This is a genomic window from Flavonifractor hominis (genome assembly GCF_040095835.1).
Taxonomy (GTDB): domain Bacteria; phylum Bacillota; class Clostridia; order Oscillospirales; family Oscillospiraceae; genus Flavonifractor; species Flavonifractor hominis.
This window is the reverse complement of the sequence record NZ_JBBMFT010000002.1, coordinates 34,033-53,748: the sequence shown is the minus strand read 5'-3', so window position 1 is coordinate 53,748 and position 19,716 is coordinate 34,033. Positions and strand designations below refer to the sequence as shown.

Here is a 19,716-nt window from a genome sequence, read left to right as displayed (position 1 = left end):
CTCTCATGTCAATGTACGGGCCAATTCCTCCAGAACTGCCGCGGTCTCGTCTCTGCTCAGCACCCCTTCACAGACTGGAAGGTGGAGGAGCCACTGATGGAAAGCTCTGCATAGGTTAGGCTCCCGCAGCTGTACCGAGCAAAATCCCCGTTGCAGCGGGAAACGTTCCGTCGTAAAAAAGCCGATCCCGGAACGCTGCGAGGTGGTCATACTCAGATAATCGGGGAACACGCCCTGGGAAAAGATCCGACCTACAATGTCGCCGGAGCGGATGTGTTCCGCCAGCGCAGTCATCAGCCAACGGCGTTCTTCCGGGGAAAAAGGTGCAACAAAGGCGGTGGGAAAGTCATCCAGTGCGCCGCTGGCGGAAAAGCGCTCCAATCCCTCCCGGGAAAAGAGGGTATAAAAACGCGTCGCTGTCCGCAGTTTGGCAAAACGCTTCCGGGCCACCTGGGCCAGACGATCCTGAAAGGGCAGATTGGAGCGCAGGTGGGCCGCAATGACAGCCTCGTCATAAAAACGGCCGAAACAGGGCTGTTCCATGACCATATAAAACCCGTCATGGTCGGTGCATCCGTCATAAGAGGCAAGGATCTCCACAGGATCGGTGGTATACTGAATCAGGTTATAGCAGCGGGAACAGAGGTTTTGAAAATGCCGGCGATAGCAGTTGACCTGATCCGCGCCCTGAAGCAGCATTGCCTGTTCTCCGTCCTCTGAAAGGCAGACCACACAGCTGTGCGTCACCAGAAAATAGGGGAAGGGATCGGTATAGCGGGCGGCGACGGTATTATCGTAATAATAATAAGGATGATAAGTTCGCCTGGAGAGAAGGCAGATGGGAAGGATGCGACAAAAGCACTCCAGATTATGCAGACTGATATCCTCCGCTGTCCCGGAAGCATCAAAGGCGATGATCTGACGGACTTCCCCGTTCATCCGGCCATCCAGATAGCGGCGCAGCAACTCTCCGATGAGAAAGGTATCGGTAGGCGGTACAGTAAGGGCAATCTGTGCGTCATCCCGCGTCAATTCCTGTGTAAGAACCATTCGGAGCAGAGGCTGCACATTGGTGACGCCAGAGAAAATGGAACGCTGGGCAGCATATTGTGTCAGATCCATCAGCAGCTGGCTTTCTTCAAAGGCGGGGGTCACAAAGTCCAGCTCTGCTAAATCGACAAATAACCTCCCTACCAGCTCTCGGGCCCGACGGATGCCTTCTTTTTCAAACTGCGCATCATAATAGACCCGCAGCCGCTGGCCCTCGGCTGGGGTCAGCCGAAGATGATAAATTATGGAGCTGAGGGAGTCGTAGGGCAGCACTCGCTGCCCTGCCAAAGCTTTGGAGAGTGCGGTCCGCTCCACACCGGATAGGCGGGACAAGGCGGAGACGGTCATTTTTTTGGCCTGCAGCAGGTCCCGCAGGTATTCGCTGAACAGCAGCAAAGACGTCACCTCCTGGTACAAGCTTACGAATAAAAGCAAATTTAGTATAACATAGATTTTTTACCAGAGGTGTGCACAGAAAAAACCGTTTTTGCGCACAGCCTTTTGCACAGTGGACTGGGGCGAAAGTTGTGTTGGCTACCCGAGAAGAGCAGAGGGGCAATTGAAAAAGATGGAGAGAATATCAGCCATTTTTCAATTCCCGTCTGCTTGCAATACGGATACAAGTAGATTGAGCAACATCGAAAATCCAATCCAACTGCTTGGGAGAGGGTGTCTGACAAAAAATTTGGCCCCCGGGATTAGATCCCGGGGGCCAAATTAGAGAAGGGAGAATATCAAATTTAATTGCTCTGCCCTTGCACAAAGCGCATGAGCATGGTGGCTACCTCAGCGCGGCTGGCGGTGCCCTGGGGATCCAGAGCCGAGCCGTTCTTGCCGGTGAGGATGCCCTCGGCCACCGCCCACTCCATGGCGTCCTGCGCCCAGGAGGACACGGAGGCGGCGTCGGCAAAGCCGGTCAGGCTGCCCTCAGTAGCGGGGGAGCCGGCGTAGCGGTAGAGCATGACGGCCAGCTGCTCCCGGGTGATGGTGGCCTCGGGGTTGGTGCCGTCGGTGATGCCCTCGGCCACTGCCCAGGCCATGGCCTTCTCATACCAAGTGGCCCCGCCGGTGGTGTCCACCCCGTCCAGGCGGGCCAGGACGGTGAAGAACATGGCGCGGGTCATGGAGGCGTCGGGGGAGAAGGTGGTGTCAGAGGTGCCGTTGAACAGGCCCTCGCTCACCACATAGTCCACGGCCTCGCTGGCCCAGTGGGTGGCGGGCACGTCGGAGAAGGCGGGGGTCTCAGGCTCGCCGGGCTCAGTGGTCTCACCGGGCTGCTCAGGCTCAGTGGTCTCGCCGGGCTCCTCGGTCTCGGTGGGAGGCGTGGTATTCTCGTCCTCACCGGAGTCGCTGCCGTCGTTGTAGGAGCCAACCTGCACCAGGCACTGGGCGGTATAGCCGCCGTCGTTGGTGGTGACGGTGACGGTGGTCATACCCTCGCCCACCACGGTGAGGTAGCCCACGTCGTTGACGGTGACCACGTTCTCGTCGGCGCTGGTCCAGGTGACCGACTTGTCGTCAGCGTCGGCGGGCTCCACGGTGGCGATGAGCTGCTCACCCCGGGGACCGAAGTTGGAGTACAGGTACACGCTCTCCACGTTCAGCTTCACGCCGGTGACGTTGGTGACCGGGATGGCCTCATAGTTGGCCGTCAGGGTCACGGCATTGGCCGGCATGGTGATGGTCAGGGTAGTAGCGGTGTCATCCTCCAGCTCCACGCCCTCGGCGGTCCAGTTCACGAACTGCATGCCCGCCTCGGGAGCGTCGGCGGTGACGGTGATCTGGGCGCCGGCCTCGTACTCACCGGAGCCGGTGCCGCCGTTGACGGTGAGGGTATAGGTCTCCACCGGGGCGGCGGTGACGGTGACGGTAGCGGTGCCGGAGATCTCCTCGTTGGCCACGGAGGTGGCGGTGACGGTGAGGGTCTCGGCGGTCTCGTCCTCGGCCACGGTCAGCAGGCCGTCGTCGGAGATGGTGGTGGTCTCAGACTGAGCGTCCTCCACGCTCCAGGTCACGGCCTGGTCGGGCTCGTTCTCGCCAGTGACCACAGCGGTGAACTGCCGGGTGGTGCCCACCTGCACGCTGGCGGTGGCGGGGGAGACGGTGACGCCGGTGACCACGGGCTCATCGGCAAAGTTGATGGTGATGATCTTCTCATCGGTGACACCGGAGCCGTCATTGGCGGTGGCGGTTACCTTTACGGTGCCCTCTTCCTCGGCCGCGGTCAGCAGGCCCGTCTGGTCAATGGTGGCCAGTTGGGTCTCGCTGCCGTCCTCGGAGGTCACGGTCCAGGTGACGGTCTTGTCGGTAGCGTTCTCGGGCAGGACGGTGGCCACCATCTGCAGGGTACCGCCCTTCTCGGTGATCTTGTCGGTGGGAGCACTGACGGTGATAGACTCCACCTTCACATCAGTCGCACCCTCCTCAAACACGGCGGTGACGGTGACATCCTTGCCAGGCATGGTGAAGGTGCCATCCTCAGTGACCTCCACATCCTCGGACTTCCACTCCACGAAGTTCCAGCCCTCGGCGGGAGCAGCGGTCAGGGTGACGGTGTCGCCCTCCTTGGCCTGCTTGGGCTCGGCGGACACGGTGCCCTCGCCCTCGGTCTCCACGGTGACGGTATAGGTCACGGGAGCCTCGCCGACCGTGATCACAAACTTGAACTCTTTACCCTCGATGTCAGTGATGACCACCTGCATCCCAGAGGTCACCTCACCGTCCGTCACGGGCTCTCCATTCTCATCGACCAGCTGATACAGGAAGTTACCGCGGATGTCCAGGTCCTTTCGGAATGTATCCACATCCGTACCTGCGGGCACACCGGTGATAGAGGTATCCTCCACGGTGTACACTTCAGAACCAAGGTACCAGCCGTACACGTCCACCTCGCGGATGGCGGCCGCCAGGTAGCTCTCCGCTGGAGTCCGGTCGATCACATCGATGCGGAATTCGCTCACTTTGGTGTCCGAGCCGTTATTGGTCTCATTGGTCACCTCGACTATACCGTTGGTCTGGTTATCCTTTCCATCGTGCCACACGATGGGCAGTCCAAGGGCCGGGAGGACGGTGTACTCGAACTGATAGGTACGTCCATTTTTCTCATACCAGTTGGTCACCACCTTGGTAAGATTATACTCAATCTTCTTACCGTTGACGGTCTCGTCTTCGGCCAAGTCGATGAGCAAAGATGCGGGGTACGTTGCAGTGTTGGAATCCTTCATCGGGCCATTCCAGAAGGTCTCCGGATCGCCGTCCACAGCAAACGCCGGGTCGCTGCCCGCCTTACACTCGCCAGAGACAGGCTTGTTTCTGGAGATAGGCGTCATGTCCATACCGGTAACGATGGCATAGTCCACGGCATTTTTCCCATCCAGGTCCATGACACGAAGGGTCATACCATCGCGGATAAACTCCGCCTCAGGAACGGCCTGCCCGTCCTGCATAAGAGTGGCAGTAAAGTTGCCCCGCAGATCCAGATTTTGCATAAATGTGTCGGTAGGAGTCATATCCACCACACCGGAGATCGTCTTTTCCACGTGGTCTACGGGATAAGAGCCAGACATGGTCCAGCCATAGGCCCGAAGCTCTCTGACGGCGGCGGCAAAGTTCACATTTGCCACGGAAGTGCCGGTCACCTCGAGCTTGAGATAGCGAACGGGGACGCCCAGGACATGAGAGACACTCTCCTTATCCGTATTGCCGGTCCCATCCACCAGTTCGGTGAATTCCTCTCCGTCCAGGCTTCCGCTGATGCGGTAGCGATAGTAACGCTCGGAGCTACTCTGATAGAAGTCCACATTGCTCTGAGTCAGATAGTAGGGCGCACCCAGGTCTATCACCACATATCTGGCAGGATCGAAGCCGGTACTAGCATTCCAGAAAGTATCCAAATTACCGTCATTGACGTAACTGGCACTGCTGCCCGACTTGACGTCGAAGACATCAGAAATGGGCTTGTTCTGAGAGACAGGGACGTCTGTGGCGGCATCTTTTTTAATTTGATAGGTGACAATGGATCCGTCCTCAATAGAGACCCACAGTTCAGCGCCTTCTCCCACAGGCGTGTCACCCGTGAGAGGTTGGCCCTCTGCGTCCTGTACGCCCATACCAACATAGTTGCCAGTCACGGAGAGATTGCTCAACAGATCCTCTACCGTAGTAGTAGGTGCCACACCGCACACCTCTCTGGTACCATTCTCCACCGTATAGCGCCTGGAAGCCACTCGGAATCCGTAAGCCATGAACTCATGCGCGGCAGCGTTGCTGCCATTTTTGACACCCGTGAACTCCAGGCGGATATATCGGGCGGAGACCGGCTCATCCAGGTCATCCATCACCCACGCGCTCTCGGTATTCTTTGTGCGGTCCACCACCTGCCGGTAGTTGGAGCCGTCGTTGCTTACAGAGATCTTATACTGATAAGAGCGTGGGGCCGCGCCATAGAAGAGGGTGGAGAACTTGTAGAGGTTCGTCTCCTCCCCAAGGTCGATCTCAAAGTACTGGGGATAGGTGCCATCAGCGGCGTTCCAGTAGGTATCCAGCCTGCTGTCAGTCACACATTTGGCGTCATGGCCAGACTTGGAGGAAGACGCTTTTGCGGCTGCATCCACAGAGATAGGAGTATCTTCCACAGTGTAAACTGCCTCATTTTCCCCATCCTCCGACGTGACCTTTACTGTGGTATCCAGCGTGATAACCGCTGCGGGGTCATCAGTTATGTCCTTACCGTCCTCATCTATAATACGCATAGTGCCGTTGTAGAGTACCTCCACGTTCGGCAGGAACTCCTCCACCGTCGTACCGTAAGAGACCTTGGAGATCGTCTTGTTAGTATTATCGATGATATAAGTCTTGGAGGAAAGCTCCGTGCGATAATCCTTCAGACGGGAGATGGTGATGGTATCTCTGTACTCGTTGACCACCGTATCGTCCTCGCCATACATGCGTCCAACTGCGGTGATCTCATAATCCCCAAACTGGGGCAGGGTGACCACGTCGCCCTCGAAGTGGAAGATACCCAGACTGGGATCCCGAATCAGATTGCCCGCTTCCGTATTGGGCAGAGCCGGATCGGTGCGCTTGATGACGCCAGCGGAGACTCCGTTGACGAACAGCTCCACCTCGTCCATGTTGGAATAGACGCGGACGTAGTTCTCGTCCTCGTAGTGCTTGTCGAACCGGCGGCTGGAGATATAGACGGTGGGTTCGTCCGACCAGTTGACTTTATAAAAGTAGAACTGATCCTTTTTCAGAGAGCGGTCGAAGCTCATCAGGCCTTTGGTGTTGCGGCTGACGATACCGCCCTCACTGGTCACGCCGGGTTGGGCGAAGTCGAACATGTTCCAGATGAAGGTGCCCCAGATCCAGGGACGCTCTCTGATCTGTTGCCAGTGGCTCTCGTGATACTTGTTGACATATTCCTCAGACTGATAGCCCTTAATACTTGCCACATGGTCGGGCGGATTGATCTCATGGGTCCAGATGTTGTTTCCGGAACCATACTCACTCATACCAATGGTCTTGTTGACCTCCGTAGTAAACGTTCCGCCTTCACCGGTATAGGTCACAGTGTCGTTGTTTATCGCAAACTCTTTTACCTTGTCTACCCAGGGCCCAAATCCATCGATATTAGCGCCCTCATACCAGCCAAAATACTTGTTCCAAGCAGAGATATCAGACTGCCAGCTCAGAGGCGTACTCTGGCTCTGGGCCGTGGCCACCGTGATGTACCGGGTCGGATCCTCCTGCTTGCCCAGGTTATAGAGCTCATCCAGGACTTCGTTGACCCACATATCGCTGTGAGGCCACTGCTCATTGTGGATGCCCCACATCAGGATACCGGTGGCGTTATAGTTCTGGCGGATCAGTTCGGTGAGCTGCTGCTTGGCATTATCCAGGAACTCGGTATTCTTTCCACCCACCGTGTTCACGTTGGGGATCTCAGCCCAGGTCACGATACCCCGTTCACTGGCCAGATCGTACATATACCGATCATGCTGGTAGTGGGACAGGCGCAGGCAGGTGGCACCGATCTCGGAGACGAACGCGATGTCTTCATCCATCTCCTTATGAGTGATGGCGTTACCCATGTTCTCCCGGTCCTGGTGCTGGGCCACGCCAGCCAGCAGGTAATGCTCGCCGTTGAGCAAGAAGGCCCCTTCATCGGCTCTGGGGTCGTCCACCCCCAGGACCTCAAAGAACCGGAAGCCGATACGCTCCCGCACTCGCTCCAGGACAGCACCTTCCTGCTCGATGGTGACTTCCACCACATACTGATACGGATCGATCCGGCCATTCCACAGGTGAGGATCATTCAAAGTATAGTCCTTGGAGAATTCTTTGTCTTCGCCAATGCCCAGCGTGAGGGTGTCCTCCAGCGTGGTGACCTGTGTACGGCCATCCTCCTCGTACAGGACCGCCTTGACCTGGACGGTCTGTTCGCTGTCACCATAATTGTGCAGTTTGGCTTTCACGTTCAGGTCGGCAGACTCTTTGGAGACGTTGGTCTGAGTCAGATAGACGGCGGAAGAGCCATAGTCCAGTTTGTCGAAGGCCACAGGGTCAGTGGCGGTAACGTAGGAATCACGGTATATGCTGCCGTGGTAAGCAAAACCGCCGGACAAGGGCATCACCGTGCCGCCGACACTGTTGTCCACCTTCATGACGATGATGTTGTTTTCGTCCAGCTTCACCTTGTCGGTGATGTCATAGCGGAACCGGGCATAGCCGCCCTTGTGGGTGCCCACATGTTCTCCGTTGATGTACAGGTCGGAGACCTTGTTGGCTGCACCGAAGTCGATGAAGATCGCCTTGTCCGCATACTCTTCAGAGGAGAAGAACATCTCCTTGCGGTAGTAGCCCACACCGTAATGCTTGGTCAGCTCGTTCTCCACATCGTGGATGTTCCAAGTGTGGGGCAGATCCACGGCCGCAAAGGTGCTCAGGTCACAGTTAGGATCGGAGAGTTTCTCAGGAGTAAAGTCCGCGGGCAGGTCTTTCGCCAGGGCAAAGTTCCAGCCTTTGTCGATGCTGACATCCTTGCGCTGGGTGCCCTCGTTGACGCTCTCCAACACGTTGACCTCAAAGGTCACAGAGGTCTCATCATATCCATCTGCAGTCGCTGTCACAGTAATGGTGGCAGTACCGGGAGTATTGGCCGTGACTTTGATCTCCCGCACATCGTCACGCTCATTGGGCGTGTTGGCGGTACAGGTCAGATCCTGATTTCCGGTGATATGCTCAGGAGTGGGGACCATCTCAGCTACCGCCACGTCCGGATTGGACGATGTTACGGTCAGCTTAGCCCCCTGGGGGTTGATGCTCGCGATCTGATACTTCACCTGTCCCGGTGTCATCAGGTGAAAATCGATCAGGTTGCCAATAACGATCTCGTTGGTCACTTCCAAGGGTGGAGCCTCCACCGGGGTTACTTCCACGGCAGAGCCAGACGTGTCAGGCCCTGCCGCCGACGCTGGAACCATGCCAAGGACCATGGTCAGCGCCAAGCAAAGTGACAGGAGCCGCTTCATCTTTTTTTTCATGCGTTTTCCTCCTTTTTAAAATACTAGAATTCTAGTTAGTGCAAACCTTGACCTCAAGTAAAATAGTCTGGATACCGTGCCCGGATAGCAGCTTTATCTACTTTGTAGCGGTTCAAGTGGCACTTCATCAGCTTTCTGGCCTGGTCCACCTCCCTCCGTGTAATAGCCGTCAAGATTGCCTCGTGATCTTGAACGATCTTCAAATCTTTTAAGGTGGATAACGACATACTGCGTACCCGGTCGAAGTGAACAGCGGTATTCTCCATCATGGCATAGGCCTGGGGTTTCCGTGCGATCGTGAATAATGTGCGGTGAAATCGATCATCCAGTTGGAGCAACATATCCGGGTCCGAATTACTCAAGTAGTACTTTTGCAGTTTTACGTTTTCACTCAAGCTATGCAGATCCTCGGGCTCAGCCTGGAGACATACCAATTCCACCACTGCGCACTCCAGTACCTCTCGGATAAAGCGGGCTTCCTCTACCAATTCGTAGTCGATCAAGGCGATAATGCTTCCCTTTTGTGGATACACCTCTACGATCTTGCTCTTGGATAATTCGTTGAGCGCCTCACCTACCGGCGTCCGTGACAGCCCTAACTCTGCCGCCAAGGCGCTCTCGCTGACACGGGTCCCAGGTGTTAGATCCAGCCGGATGATATTCTCCTTGATGGCCCGTAGTGCATAGCTGCGTCCAGATTCGCCAGGTACCTGTTCTGGTATGTGCATCCCATATCCTCCCGCCGGTACGCTCCTATCGTTTTCCTTCAAGGAAAACAATAAAACTACCGTTTCTTTTCTAGAATTCTAGCATTCTTTATTTATAAAGTCAATTATTCCAAACGCTTTTCCTTCATTTTTGTTACTATTGTCTTATTTCTGTCTGTTTTTTTGTGCACAACCGAAAAGGATAAGGAAAAGCCAATGTTCCTGCACCAGCACAAAATTACTTTATGGGTATCGAGCATTTGGGACTACCGAACCTCAAAATATATGCATTTTCTACTATATATAGTAATACCTTCCGATATAGCCTCCTACATCAGGGGGGCATCTTATCGCCGTCTGTTTTTACCGGATCTGTTCGCCGCTCACTCAGCCCAGACTCACTTCACATTCTCACAGAAGTTCATGAGAATCTGGGCCATCTCAGCGCAGGCAGCGGCGTCAGTGGAATCCAGCAGGTCTTGGAATCGACGAAAGTCTTGCTCTCGCCCTCTACAGCGGGCTTGCCCGCATAGCGGTACAGGATAGCAGTCAACTGCTCACGGGTCACGGTGTCGGTGGGGCTGAATGTCCCGTCAGCATAGCCGACCACGATGCCATCGGAAGAGGCCCAGCGGACCGCCTTGGCGTACCAGGTGTCGGGAGCCACATCTGGGAAGCTCTGGCCACTGGTCACGGCAGGCTCGCCTTCCGGGCAGTAGAGGATCGTTACGACCGTGGCACGGTCGGTCAGGCCCTGGGGCTGGAACAGGTCAGCACCCACACCCTGCATCAGGCCCTTCTCCACCACGTAGTCCACAGCCGCGGAGAACCAGTCAATATCCTTCGCATCGCCAAACCCCACCTCCGGCTCGGTCTCCACGGTCATGAAGACCACCCGGACGGTCACATCGTCGGCAGGCTGGCGGAAAGTGTACTCGTCCACCTGGTCAGCTTGACGGTGTCGCCGTCCTCAGTGAAGGCCTCAATGCACTCCAGCTCTATGCCGGTGTCGGGCCGCAGGGTTACGGTCACACGGTCACCCGCCTTGGAACGGGTGTTGGACACCTTGGCAGAGCCGCCCGTCACATCCAGTTCCACATCGTAACAGGGCTAGGGACGGCTGCTGGAGCTGCCGTCGTCATCGTGCTTGTAAACTGTGACCGTACAAGTAGCGGTATGGCCGCCGTTCACAGTGGTCACGTTGATGGTCGCAGTGCCGGGATTCTTGGCCAGGGTCTTGCCTCTCTAATCCACGGTGGCCACGTCGATGTCGCTGCTACTCCAGGTCACGGTCTTGTTGGTGGCGATCTCAGGCAGGACGGTGGCGGTCAGGGTGTAGGTGTGGCCCTCCTCCAGGATTAGACTATCTTTGTTCATGCCCACACTCTCAACAAGGACTGGTGCGGCGGCAAACGTGACCGTGCGGGACTGTCCACGGCTGCCGGTCACATCCACGGTCAGCACAGTGCTATCCTCTTTATGCTCCACCGTAACAGTACATTGCCAGACGGGATCCTATCCACCGTGAAGCTCAGCGTGACCGTGATAGTACCCTCTGCCTTATTGGTCACGTCAGCCACAGAGACCGTCAGGCAGCCACTCTCATCGGTACCAAACATGACACTGGCAAGCTTATCCACAGATACCTGGGCCTCAGGGCAATCGCCGGCCTCAAAAAAGTTGACCGCCGTGATGCCCAGGGTCTTTTCCCGCACCGCGTGGACTGTATCCGTATTGGCCAGAATCTCCACATCGGCGTTGGTGCTGTAATCGGCGGTCTCCGCCTCGCTCTTGCTGGGCAGGATAATGTACTGGTAGGAAGCATCGACGGGATTGGCCCCGTGCTCCAGATACATGGTGATGAAGCTGTTGGTCACATCATCATCGTAGTAGAACTTATCATAGGTGTTCATGAGCGTCCACTTCTGAGTGCGGGTCTCACGTAGGCCTGTGACATCTGCGCCGCCGGGGAACACATAGCCCACATCGGCGCCCTCCACGTTGCCCTCCATATAGATGTAGTGGACGTCCTCATGCTTGCCGTTAAACTCGTCCGTTTCGCCACAGTTCTGGACCTTACCGTCCACCGTGACGGTGTTGCTCAGGTCCAGCTCGGCCTTGTAGTTCTCCACGATGCTCTCTACAGGGTTGCCGCTGGTAGCTGGTAGAGGAGATATCGGAGCCCAAGAGCACCACCTTATCATCGAAGAAGAAGTAGGACTTCTTGGAGTGCGCCCCGTTGTCGACCTCGAAGGCGCTGGCGCCGTACTGTCCAAAGAAATCGGTGCCACCCACTGTGGCATACTTGTTCTTCTGCTCAAGGAGATAATTGGATGGCTTGTCCCAGCGGCCCACGGTGGTGTCGGGGAGGCACTGATGATCCACTGTACCCCAGAAGTTGTCGGCCTACTTCTCCCAATCGGCATTGTAAAGATAGAGCATGCCATCGGCAGTGTGCTACATATTGAAGCCCTCGCCGTTAACCTCTTCGTAGTTCTTGTTGTTCCAGCCGTATATGGCTAAGCCAAAGGAGTACTCCTCGCTGTGTTGAGCCACACGGGCCATGCCGGGGAATTTGTAGTAACCCACCAGGGGCCACGGGGCTGGAGACTCTCATTTGCCAGGATATCCTCGATCAGGGACTTGGCCCACTCCTTGATATTCCCCATCCATCACCTCGCTCATGTGGGCGATGCTGCGGATAATCTGGGCGACCACCAGATAGTTGGGGTTGGAGTAGCGGCTGACTTCGCAAAGTACTCCGCTTGCCCATCCAGGGCCGTCTGCGGGGCTTCGCTCTCCTCCAGGGCCAAGAGGAGACACTCCTCCCATTCGTTGCCGACCAACTTATTCAGGGAGAGGGAGAGATATCGATAAAAGCTACGCAGGAATCGATACAACCCCCGGAGGGTCCCCAAAGTCGCCCCTCAGACAGAACTCAAATTCTGGTCATCTGCTGCCCGGCGTGCGTACACGATACCTTCCCGGAGGTACGCCTGCAATTGGGGTATCCGTTCCCCGACATATCCCGTCAGCGCCGCCCAGTACTCCTCGCCAAATCCGCTGGACCCCATCACTTTTTCACAAAGGTCCGTGTCAAAATCAACCCTGGATACCCGGACAGCGATCATATCCGGCCAACCACTCAGCCGAGATCCCTTGCTTCCCAGAATGACCGGCAACGCACGGAACGGCACCATGATCTTCTCACGCTTTTCTGTCGGAAACTCCGTCTCGCCGGTCTGGAGTGCCACCTGCAGCCACTCTAGATTTTTTAGGACGGCCTTCAGGTGCTGTATCAGTTCCGGATATTGATCCGTCTGGATACCGGAAACAAACGTAGTCCAGGCCAGGGATTTCATTTCGTCATCGGATAAAAAAATCGCCGCATCGCAGATGCAGTTCAGCATCTCCAATGTGGCGAAGATCGTATTGACTTTCAGCGTCCCACGGAACATCCGGAACTCTACGGTATCCGGATTTTGCAGATTGACGCAGGTATAACGGCCGCCATGGTAGCCTTTCTTGGCGTAGTCCTGGATCTCCATGGGCTGCTCCTTGTAGCCGTAGCGGGCCGCCCACCGTTCCAGTTGCCGGGGTGTCCGGCGGGAAAACTTCAGCAGCTCTTCCCAGTGTTTCTCAAAGAAATAGAGTACCCTGGCGATGGCCAGATCCTGTTCCCAACTCTCAGCGCCAAAGGCACTCCGGCTCACGTGGACGTGCAGGCCGCAGGTATTGGCCTGGTGGCTGAGGTAGCCCAGAGACACCGCCTTCCCGCACAGCTTTGCCCAGGGAACATGGTGGAGCTGGTAGTCCAGACTCGCTGGGTGGGTCACCAGCTCCAGGCCGTCATCCAGGGAACCATCGTGCTTGATGTACAAATACTCGCCCTCCTGATTACCCACCTCCAGCAGCAAGCGGGCGTGCTTTTTGAGCTCGCCTGCTCCGTCGATCTCCAGTTCCACACCGAAGAAGCGTGGGCCTGTCCCATAGAAAACAGGTTTGGGTTTGTAATAATAGTCGTGGATGGGAGAGGCGTCGGACAGGGTGTGGAAACAGCCCGAGCAGTACGGGGATTCGTCATAGTCGTCGTCTTCGGCGTAGTAGGCCTGGGACTCGTGGAGCAGCGTTCCGCACCGGCAACAGTTGGTGTAGTGGTCATCGTAGCATCTCTGGCAGATGGGGACCTCGCTGCTGCCCGCGTTGTCCTCCTCCCAAATTCGCTCCCCGCAGTGGCGGCAGAGCAGCGTCCGCTCGTCCAGGCAGTGCGCACAAAGTTCCAGTCCGTCAAAGGGATACAGATCTTCGCCAGGGTTAGGATTCGTCTACGATTTTAAGTAGCGGCATATATCATTCATCCTTTCCATGAGTTCACTTTTCGACTCGCTGTCTGCTGCTTGATTCAATATGGAGTACATCTCCACCAACTTGATTTCAATCTCACGCCTGTTTTCCATCTCTGTGACATGACTTCCCGCCAGACAAGCGCGGACATAGGCGCTTATTTGCATTTCACTTTTGGAACATTCCTGTAAAAGAGTTTGATATTCCTGGTCATTCAATCTGACCTGTATGGTATTGGACTTCTTTTTCATATGGACCTCCGATATTTTATGATTTCACAGTAACATACGGATAAATGCTTAGGATAATATTGTATCTTACTGATAAATAGGCTTATAGAGGCATAAATCAGATAAGAGAAGCAAGGACAAGAAAACAAATCGACTAAAATAGAGAAGAGAAACTGAGATAAGAGAGGAAAGAGGCTAAAACAACAGTAGAATTCCAGGCCGTATATCTGGGAAAGCATGAGCAAGGAAATGTTTTTTGTACTACATTTCCCTACATATATGTTTAGTCGTTATAGAAATTTATTTTTGCTTGCGGAACAATCAACCGACCGAGTACCGTAAGCGGCCAGACTTTTAAATATATATTATTGCCTTGATAGAAAGTAAGCCCTAGCGTGCCAAACTGGTACGCCAGGGCCTTTCTCTGACAATCACCGGCAACCTGCGACACCGCTCTGAGACCCAGCCGAGCGGGTGTCTGTGAGCAAGGGCGAGCGCTCCTCGTTGCTAGGTTTTCTTTTCGATGGGATCAAAACAGGTGCTGTCGTCTGCAAGATAGCCAGGTTCGTCCAAAAACCTAGCTTCTGAACGTCTTCTCAAGTACCATATTACCCCTGTCTTGCCCCGGGCCCAATTCCCTCTTGCACGATCCTGCACAACGATATATGGTATATAAAAACGAATAACAGCAAGGAGGCCCACTATATGGCACAGAACACACCACCGCCGTCCACAGATTCCTTTCGTTGGCATCAGAGTGGCTCACGCAAAATCTTCCCCATCGACTATTCTTACTCTGAGTTTTCCAAAATGTTAGGGCTAGACTATCGCACGATCAAGAAATACCTGCTTCACAATCAGATGTTCAAAAAAGCGTTGTCCGAATTATTTCTTGATGACCGTGACAACGCTCTGCCTATTCCCTTGGAAGCCGTCCCACTCTTGTCCTGCTTCTACAGGCTGATATTTTCTCCCGAGTTTCGGGACGACTTTCGCCTCAACAGACCTGTCCACTCCGAGAACACGATGGACCGTTTTCTTCATGCGCTGTGCCGCGAACTGTGTGAACGGGTAGCCCCTCCACACGATCCTTCCGAGGAAGATGAAAACGATTTCTGCCGTCATAAGCTTTTCCAGGATTCCACATTTGGCCGGCTCGCTCTGGAAAACTTATGGGAAGACCAAGTGGTCCCACGCTATCAGCGGCTGCAGCAGCTTGTCAAATATGAGTCTCCTGAGAATCAGGTTGCACTCATCTCTGATCTTTTGTTCCTGCTAGATGATAAGATCAACCTTCTGTCTTCAAAAAAGCCGTCCGAGCGAGAGTATCCATCTTCCGCATCTTCAGAGCAAGCCTTGGTGCATATGCTGCAATGTCTGCTGGCCCACCGGAAGCCACAGCGCGACGGAAACAGTTCCGTTCCTTACTATTGTGTAGATAATAACTTCTCTGATAGTCAGTTCAAAATGGAGCGTGCCTTCCACGACTTGACTTCATCGAAGACCTACAGCCATGCGCTTCTGATGCAAGCACGCCGTAGCTACTTATCAAACCTGTCCTCGAAGTCTGTGGTTTCCGGTTTTGAAAAGGAGTATCTGAAGCTCCAGTCCTACCTGAATCCGACCTTCTTCCCTGACACTGTCGAACTAGAGGGTTATATCCTGGAACGCTGTAAACAGTACTGGAGTCCTGCTATCGATTTCTGCAACTGCTTTTACAGCTATAATCCGAATCCCAAGCCTGGGGTCTCATATCATAACTATAGGTCGTATCTGATCGACAATCTTATTGCCCGGCACCTGGCCCCTGTTGAGCAAGCGATAGCTTTCCTTTTTCAGCGGGCCTTCCAGGAATCTGCCACTTATTTGGCACTTGACAAATATAATTTACATGAAAGAATAAAACTGCGGCGTACCTCTGATGATATCTTTGTAACAGCAGAAACCAAGGAAGAGATAGTGGAGCGGTATACCTGCGTTCAGAAAGAGATTAAGGCTCTATCGGCACTTTGTAGCCAGGCCTGGAGCTGCATCGTCGGTGAGCCTGCCTTACCGTTCGAGGAAGACTCATTCTGGCCCACGATTCCGCTGGAATGTCTGTACCAGAAATTCAATACAGCGGCGAATTTTTTCAATAAAAGGCCACCCTTCCCCTCATTGGAGATAATAAAGGCTGCATTTAATTACTACACTCAGGTCATCGAGGACCCGACGTTTCAATATTCGCTCCAAAAAGTCGCTCAGTTTTTTTCTCTCTTTCTCTGCAGTTTTGTCATGTGGCTTCTGCAAATCGTCGTAGAACGGGAGCTTCCGTCTATCATCACCGATATATCGAACATATCGGCTTCCCCACAAAAAGACCCGTGATCTCTATTCTCCCATCAGCGAAATCCTAATTTTTTCTTTACCGTCGTGCATGAGTTGCACGACGGTTTTTTATTTGTAGCCGCGCCGGTAGCCCCCATTTCGCCTTAATAATGCGACATAAAAAACATATTATGTATTATTTATGTAGTTTCTTTTCTGCGTGTCGTATCATAAGTGTGCTCAGGCAGGCGGGGCCCCAGAGCCTCTCCACCAACTCTGAGCTGACGGTCCGGACGTCCAACCAACCTGCCCAAAGCAAGAAAGGAGCTACTATGTACTACCCCCTTGCCGTCCCTACTGGCTGTTATGGCTATCAGGGTACACTCATGGTCCCGCCGCAGTTTGCGGAGCAGATTATGGGTCTTACCAACGCCCTCTTCCGCGCAACTGCTGCTAACGCTCAGCTCCAACAGCAGCTGGCTCAGAAAAATACGGCAGAGGAAGCTTTCAGCGATACCGCAGTCTTCGATGATTTCTGCACCTATACCAGTGGGAAGCACAACAATGCTCTACTGCTCATGAACACGTACGTCTGCTCCGCGCTCCATGTCGTACCCAAACCGCCGTATGCCATGCCACCCTTTTACTCACTCCATCTTTTCCGGATCTCCGAACCGCTGATCCTGGACGAGGAGCACTACTTCGCCGACTCCGCGCTGGTCAATGCTTTTCAGGAGAGCCCCAGCGTCAGTGTCAAACTCCGCCGCTCCACCAAGAACACTGCCAGCCTGCTCCGCTCAGCCATCTCTCGAGTCGTACAGCACATCTCTCTGGATTACTACGCTGGATGGCAAGGTGATCTCCGCTTCACCTTCTTTCCCGGCTTTGTGACCCACAGGTCAAATCAGGGACAGGAGATCGACGCTTCCATTACCAACAGCATTTCCGCCGCTTCCGCGGCAACTGCGGTGGAAAAGTTCTGCCCGCTCTTTGAGGTCGTGCGCGACGAACCTCTCCGCTGGCACCTCTTCCTGTGGTTCCACGCAGCGGCGCTGTACTCGCTGCTGGAGCAACTCTCGTTCCCTCTGCCCATGGGCCTCAGCATCTTCACCACGGACGGGGGCTGCGCGACTTATCTAAAGAGCCTTCTGAATTGGTACGGAGACCCCACGGTCTCTCTCAGCGTCGCTCCCGACCTCTTCACTGACCACATTCTCTCCAGGAAAGACCAGCCGCTCTTCATTCTGGACGAGTATCGGACCAGCGACGCGATGGCAAACGCCGGTGCCTTCGCGAAGGTCCTCGTCACCGGTCAGATCCCCTGGAAGCACAAGAGGGAAACCAAGTACCTTCCCCTCCTGGCTCTGCCGGTCGTCCTCTCGGGGCAGTCCTCCTCGCTGAGCTGCAGCCCGGAACTCATGCTCCTCGAGCTGACCCAGGAGCAGTTGGACCGGAAGCTTTGGATCGATCGCACTGCGCTTCTCCAGTACCGGCAGGACTATCTCTCCGCCTTTACCTCCTACACACAGAAGCACATAGATTGTCTGAAGTCCGCACTGCAGGCATGGAGCTTGGAGGCTCTGAAGCTGTCTGGTGAGGCACTGAGTGAGCCCTGTCTGCACCTGTGGGGCATCATGGCCGCCCTCGATGAATTCGTGTACGGGTTCTATGATGCCTATGATGCCATATCCGCCTCATCAATCTGGACTTCCCCCCAGGAGGAGCGCATGGACCACCTGCTTGATCTGCTCTCCCGCGCCTCCCTGAGGGGGCAGGACAGCTCCTCTGACCTCCGCGACTTCGTGGATGTGGTCCGGTCCCATATCCGCAGCGGCATCCTGGCCGTCTGCCCCACCACCCATGTCAGCCGTCCTGCAGATGATACCCTCGTATACTTTGACAATGAGTATCTCTACTTCCCGACCCCGGCCTTCCGGCTCATCTGTCAGACCCTTTCTCAGAGCCGCCCAGACCTTCTGCGCGCGCTAGCAGATGCCGGCATGCTGTGCGGGAGCCCGATCAATGCAGAGACCCGGATGACCCGGGTCAGTGTATGGAACGTCTACGGAGTCCGGGACACAGTCTCTGTTTACAAGGTCAAGCGCAGTGTGTTCGAGACCTTCGGCGACCCACTTTTTCTCAAAGACGAGGTGGACCTATGAATCTGGAGCTCTGCTTGGGGCGCAGCCCATCCGGCACCAAGGTCTGGCTGAAGGAGCCTCCCAATCCCCATGTGTATATCTCCGGCCAGAGCGGCAGCGGGAAATCCTCCTTCCTGAAGCAGCTAGTCTGGCAGGCGTTAGAGCAGGATGCGCTCTGTCTTGTCCTGGACAGCTCCTCCGACTTTCGCAGCTGCACGCCCCCCGATGGCGTCTCTTTCCGCTGTGTGGACGTGATGGGTCCCGCGTTCACTCTGAATCCCCTGGCCCGCGCCGGCCAGGACAGCGTCGCATGTGCCCAGCATCTCCTTGGACTGCTGGAGCAGGTGTGCCGAATGGGGCCGCGGGCGGCTCTGGAACTCCTACAAGTCACGCAGTCCTACCTGAAGGTCGAATCCGGCGTCCCCTCCCTTGTCGGCCTATCCCAGTATGTTTACAGCCTGTCCTCTCAGAAGCCCGTATCTGAGACCGTTGCGGACTCCGTGGAGCTGGTCGCTTACCTGGTCCGCTGCGGAGACCAGCCTATCAGCGTAGACCTCACCTCCCCCGGCCTCCTGGTCTTAGACCTAAGCCAGGTCCTGAGCCAAAAGTTGCGTGCGATCTTGATAGAGATGATTCTCCAGACCGTCTGGACGCAGCGCTGCTCCGAGAGTTTAGCACCTTCCGTCCCTCTAATCGTTGTCCTGGATGAGTGCCAGGGGCTCTGCTGGGGCGAGAACGGCATGGCCATACGCATCCTGCGTGAGGGCCGGAAGTTCGACATGGCCGGCTGGTTCTGCTCCCAGTGGCTCAGCAAGGGGCCTGCCGTCTCCGCACTGCATCAGGCCGCTCTCCAAGCCCATTTCCGGCCGGACGACTGCGGCATTGCCCGCTTGGCCAGAACGCTCTGTCCGGGAGATCGTACCGAGGTCAGCAAGTACCGGCGGCTCCTCCAGTCCCTACGGGTCGGGCAGTTCCTCTGGCAGCGCCAGGGACATGTTCCAGTCCTGGTCTCTGTCTCCCCTCGCCTTGACCCGAAATTGGTCAACATGAATAATTTTTTCCATACAAAAGAAAATATTGGATAGGAGTTGATCGCCAATTGCACATGGAAGTAAGAGAGCAGAGCAAGATCGTAGAGCTCTGGCTGACCAAGGAAGAAAATAATGACCCGGTGTTTCGGGAGTCACTGAAGCCGATCTATCAGCAGTATAAGGCGCAGAAATACATGGTAGCGGTATTTTTGTCCGGAGAGGCGGATCTGTACCAGCAAACCCGAGATCTGCTAGTCTACAACCGGCGGCGTCTGGCGGAAAAGGAGGTCCGGGCAGCAAAGCAGGCGGGGGTATCTCTGCAAATGTGATGTATGGTAAGGGGGAGGCGGCCTGGTACTGTC

General features: G+C 55.3%; 16 protein-coding genes. 5 read left to right on the top strand and 11 right to left on the bottom strand.

Annotation, left to right across the window (positions count from 1 at the left end; genetic code table 11):
• Positions 1 to 3: 3 nt before the first annotated feature.
• The 10 genes from WMO45_RS04500 to WMO45_RS04460 all read right to left on the bottom strand — a co-directional run bounded on the left by WMO45_RS04500 (position 4) and on the right by WMO45_RS04460 (position 13,182).
• Positions 4 to 1,446 (bottom strand): helix-turn-helix domain-containing protein, encoded by a 1,443-nt coding sequence (locus WMO45_RS04500; protein ID WP_349139375.1) that lies wholly within the window; start codon positions 1,444 to 1,446, stop codon positions 4 to 6.
• A 344-nt stretch (positions 1,447 to 1,790) separates the two neighbouring features.
• The gene (locus WMO45_RS04495) at positions 1,791 to 8,594 is read right to left on the bottom strand and encodes a discoidin domain-containing protein (protein WP_349139374.1); all 6,804 of its coding nucleotides are present in this window, start codon (positions 8,592 to 8,594) and stop codon (positions 1,791 to 1,793) included.
• Between the two features lie 53 nt (positions 8,595 to 8,647).
• A complete protein-coding gene (locus WMO45_RS04490) occupies positions 8,648 to 9,322 on the bottom strand; it encodes a GntR family transcriptional regulator (protein ID WP_349139373.1) in 675 nt (224 codons plus the stop codon).
• Between the two features lie 400 nt (positions 9,323 to 9,722).
• Positions 9,723 to 10,244, bottom strand: coding sequence for an S-layer homology domain-containing protein (locus WMO45_RS04485; RefSeq protein ID WP_349139372.1), 522 nt, complete (start codon positions 10,242 to 10,244; stop codon positions 9,723 to 9,725).
• Positions 10,205 to 10,387 carry a hypothetical protein gene (locus tag WMO45_RS04480; protein WP_349139371.1) on the bottom strand — a complete coding sequence of 61 codons (183 nt, stop codon included), beginning with the start codon at positions 10,385 to 10,387 and terminating at the stop codon, positions 10,205 to 10,207. Before WMO45_RS04480 ends, WMO45_RS04485 begins: the two co-directional genes overlap by 40 nt.
• A gap of 159 nt (positions 10,388 to 10,546) precedes the next feature.
• Positions 10,547 to 10,765 (bottom strand): Ig-like domain-containing protein, encoded by a 219-nt coding sequence (locus WMO45_RS04475; protein ID WP_349139370.1) that lies wholly within the window; start codon positions 10,763 to 10,765, stop codon positions 10,547 to 10,549.
• Complete coding sequence (locus WMO45_RS04470; RefSeq protein WP_349139369.1) at positions 10,759 to 11,433, bottom strand: polysaccharide lyase family 8 super-sandwich domain-containing protein; 675 nt, start codon at positions 11,431 to 11,433, stop codon at positions 10,759 to 10,761. Before WMO45_RS04470 ends, WMO45_RS04475 begins: the two co-directional genes overlap by 7 nt.
• A complete protein-coding gene (locus tag WMO45_RS13670) occupies positions 11,378 to 11,656 on the bottom strand; it encodes a polysaccharide lyase family 8 super-sandwich domain-containing protein (RefSeq protein WP_353963431.1) in 279 nt (92 codons plus the stop codon). Before WMO45_RS13670 ends, WMO45_RS04470 begins: the two co-directional genes overlap by 56 nt.
• Before the next feature lie 102 nt (positions 11,657 to 11,758).
• Positions 11,759 to 11,890: a hypothetical protein gene (locus WMO45_RS13665; RefSeq protein WP_353963429.1), complete on the bottom strand. Its 132-nt coding sequence runs from the start codon at positions 11,888 to 11,890 to the stop codon at positions 11,759 to 11,761.
• A 338-nt stretch (positions 11,891 to 12,228) separates the two neighbouring features.
• Positions 12,229 to 13,182: an amidoligase family protein gene (locus WMO45_RS04460; RefSeq protein ID WP_349139367.1), complete on the bottom strand. Its 954-nt coding sequence runs from the start codon at positions 13,180 to 13,182 to the stop codon at positions 12,229 to 12,231.
• Between WMO45_RS04460 and WMO45_RS04455 the strand changes: the two genes are divergently transcribed.
• The gene (locus WMO45_RS04455) at positions 13,168 to 13,638 is read left to right on the top strand and encodes a hypothetical protein (RefSeq protein WP_349139366.1); all 471 of its coding nucleotides are present in this window, start codon (positions 13,168 to 13,170) and stop codon (positions 13,636 to 13,638) included. The genes WMO45_RS04460 and WMO45_RS04455 overlap by 15 nt on opposite strands.
• On the opposite strand, the gene WMO45_RS04450 is transcribed toward WMO45_RS04455, so the two are convergent.
• Positions 13,627 to 13,896, bottom strand: coding sequence for a plasmid mobilization protein (locus tag WMO45_RS04450; RefSeq protein WP_349139365.1), 270 nt, complete (start codon positions 13,894 to 13,896; stop codon positions 13,627 to 13,629). The genes WMO45_RS04455 and WMO45_RS04450 overlap by 12 nt on opposite strands.
• 684 nt (positions 13,897 to 14,580) lie before the next feature.
• On the opposite strand from WMO45_RS04450, the gene WMO45_RS04445 reads away from it, so the two are divergent.
• The 4 genes from WMO45_RS04445 (at position 14,581) to WMO45_RS04430 (ending at position 19,683) form a co-directional block, all read left to right on the top strand.
• Positions 14,581 to 16,242 (top strand): hypothetical protein, encoded by a 1,662-nt coding sequence (locus WMO45_RS04445; protein ID WP_349139364.1) that lies wholly within the window; start codon positions 14,581 to 14,583, stop codon positions 16,240 to 16,242.
• A gap of 272 nt (positions 16,243 to 16,514) precedes the next feature.
• A complete protein-coding gene (locus WMO45_RS04440) occupies positions 16,515 to 18,344 on the top strand; it encodes a hypothetical protein (protein ID WP_349139363.1) in 1,830 nt (609 codons plus the stop codon).
• Positions 18,341 to 19,408: a helicase HerA domain-containing protein gene (locus WMO45_RS04435; protein ID WP_349139362.1), complete on the top strand. Its 1,068-nt coding sequence runs from the start codon at positions 18,341 to 18,343 to the stop codon at positions 19,406 to 19,408. The genes WMO45_RS04440 and WMO45_RS04435 overlap by 4 nt, the downstream gene beginning before the upstream one ends.
• Positions 19,409 to 19,422: 14 nt before the next feature.
• The gene (locus WMO45_RS04430) at positions 19,423 to 19,683 is read left to right on the top strand and encodes a hypothetical protein (RefSeq protein ID WP_349139361.1); all 261 of its coding nucleotides are present in this window, start codon (positions 19,423 to 19,425) and stop codon (positions 19,681 to 19,683) included.
• Positions 19,684 to 19,716: the final 33 nt, after the last annotated feature.

Bases quoted from the DNA above. Each gene is read 5' to 3' on its own strand.
- WMO45_RS04440 (WP_349139363.1), top strand. From the start codon at position 16,515: ATGTACTACCCCCTTGCCGTCCCTACTGGCTGTTATGGCTATCAGGGT.
- WMO45_RS04445 (WP_349139364.1), top strand. From the start codon at position 14,581: ATGGCACAGAACACACCACCGCCGTCCACAGATTCCTTTCGTTGGCAT.
- WMO45_RS04435 (WP_349139362.1), top strand. From the start codon at position 18,341: ATGAATCTGGAGCTCTGCTTGGGGCGCAGCCCATCCGGCACCAAGGTC.
- WMO45_RS04450 (WP_349139365.1), bottom strand. From the start codon at position 13,896: ATGAAAAAGAAGTCCAATACCATACAGGTCAGATTGAATGACCAGGAA.
- WMO45_RS04495 (WP_349139374.1), bottom strand. From the start codon at position 8,594: ATGAAAAAAAAGATGAAGCGGCTCCTGTCACTTTGCTTGGCGCTGACC.
- WMO45_RS04490 (WP_349139373.1), bottom strand. From the start codon at position 9,322: ATGCACATACCAGAACAGGTACCTGGCGAATCTGGACGCAGCTATGCA.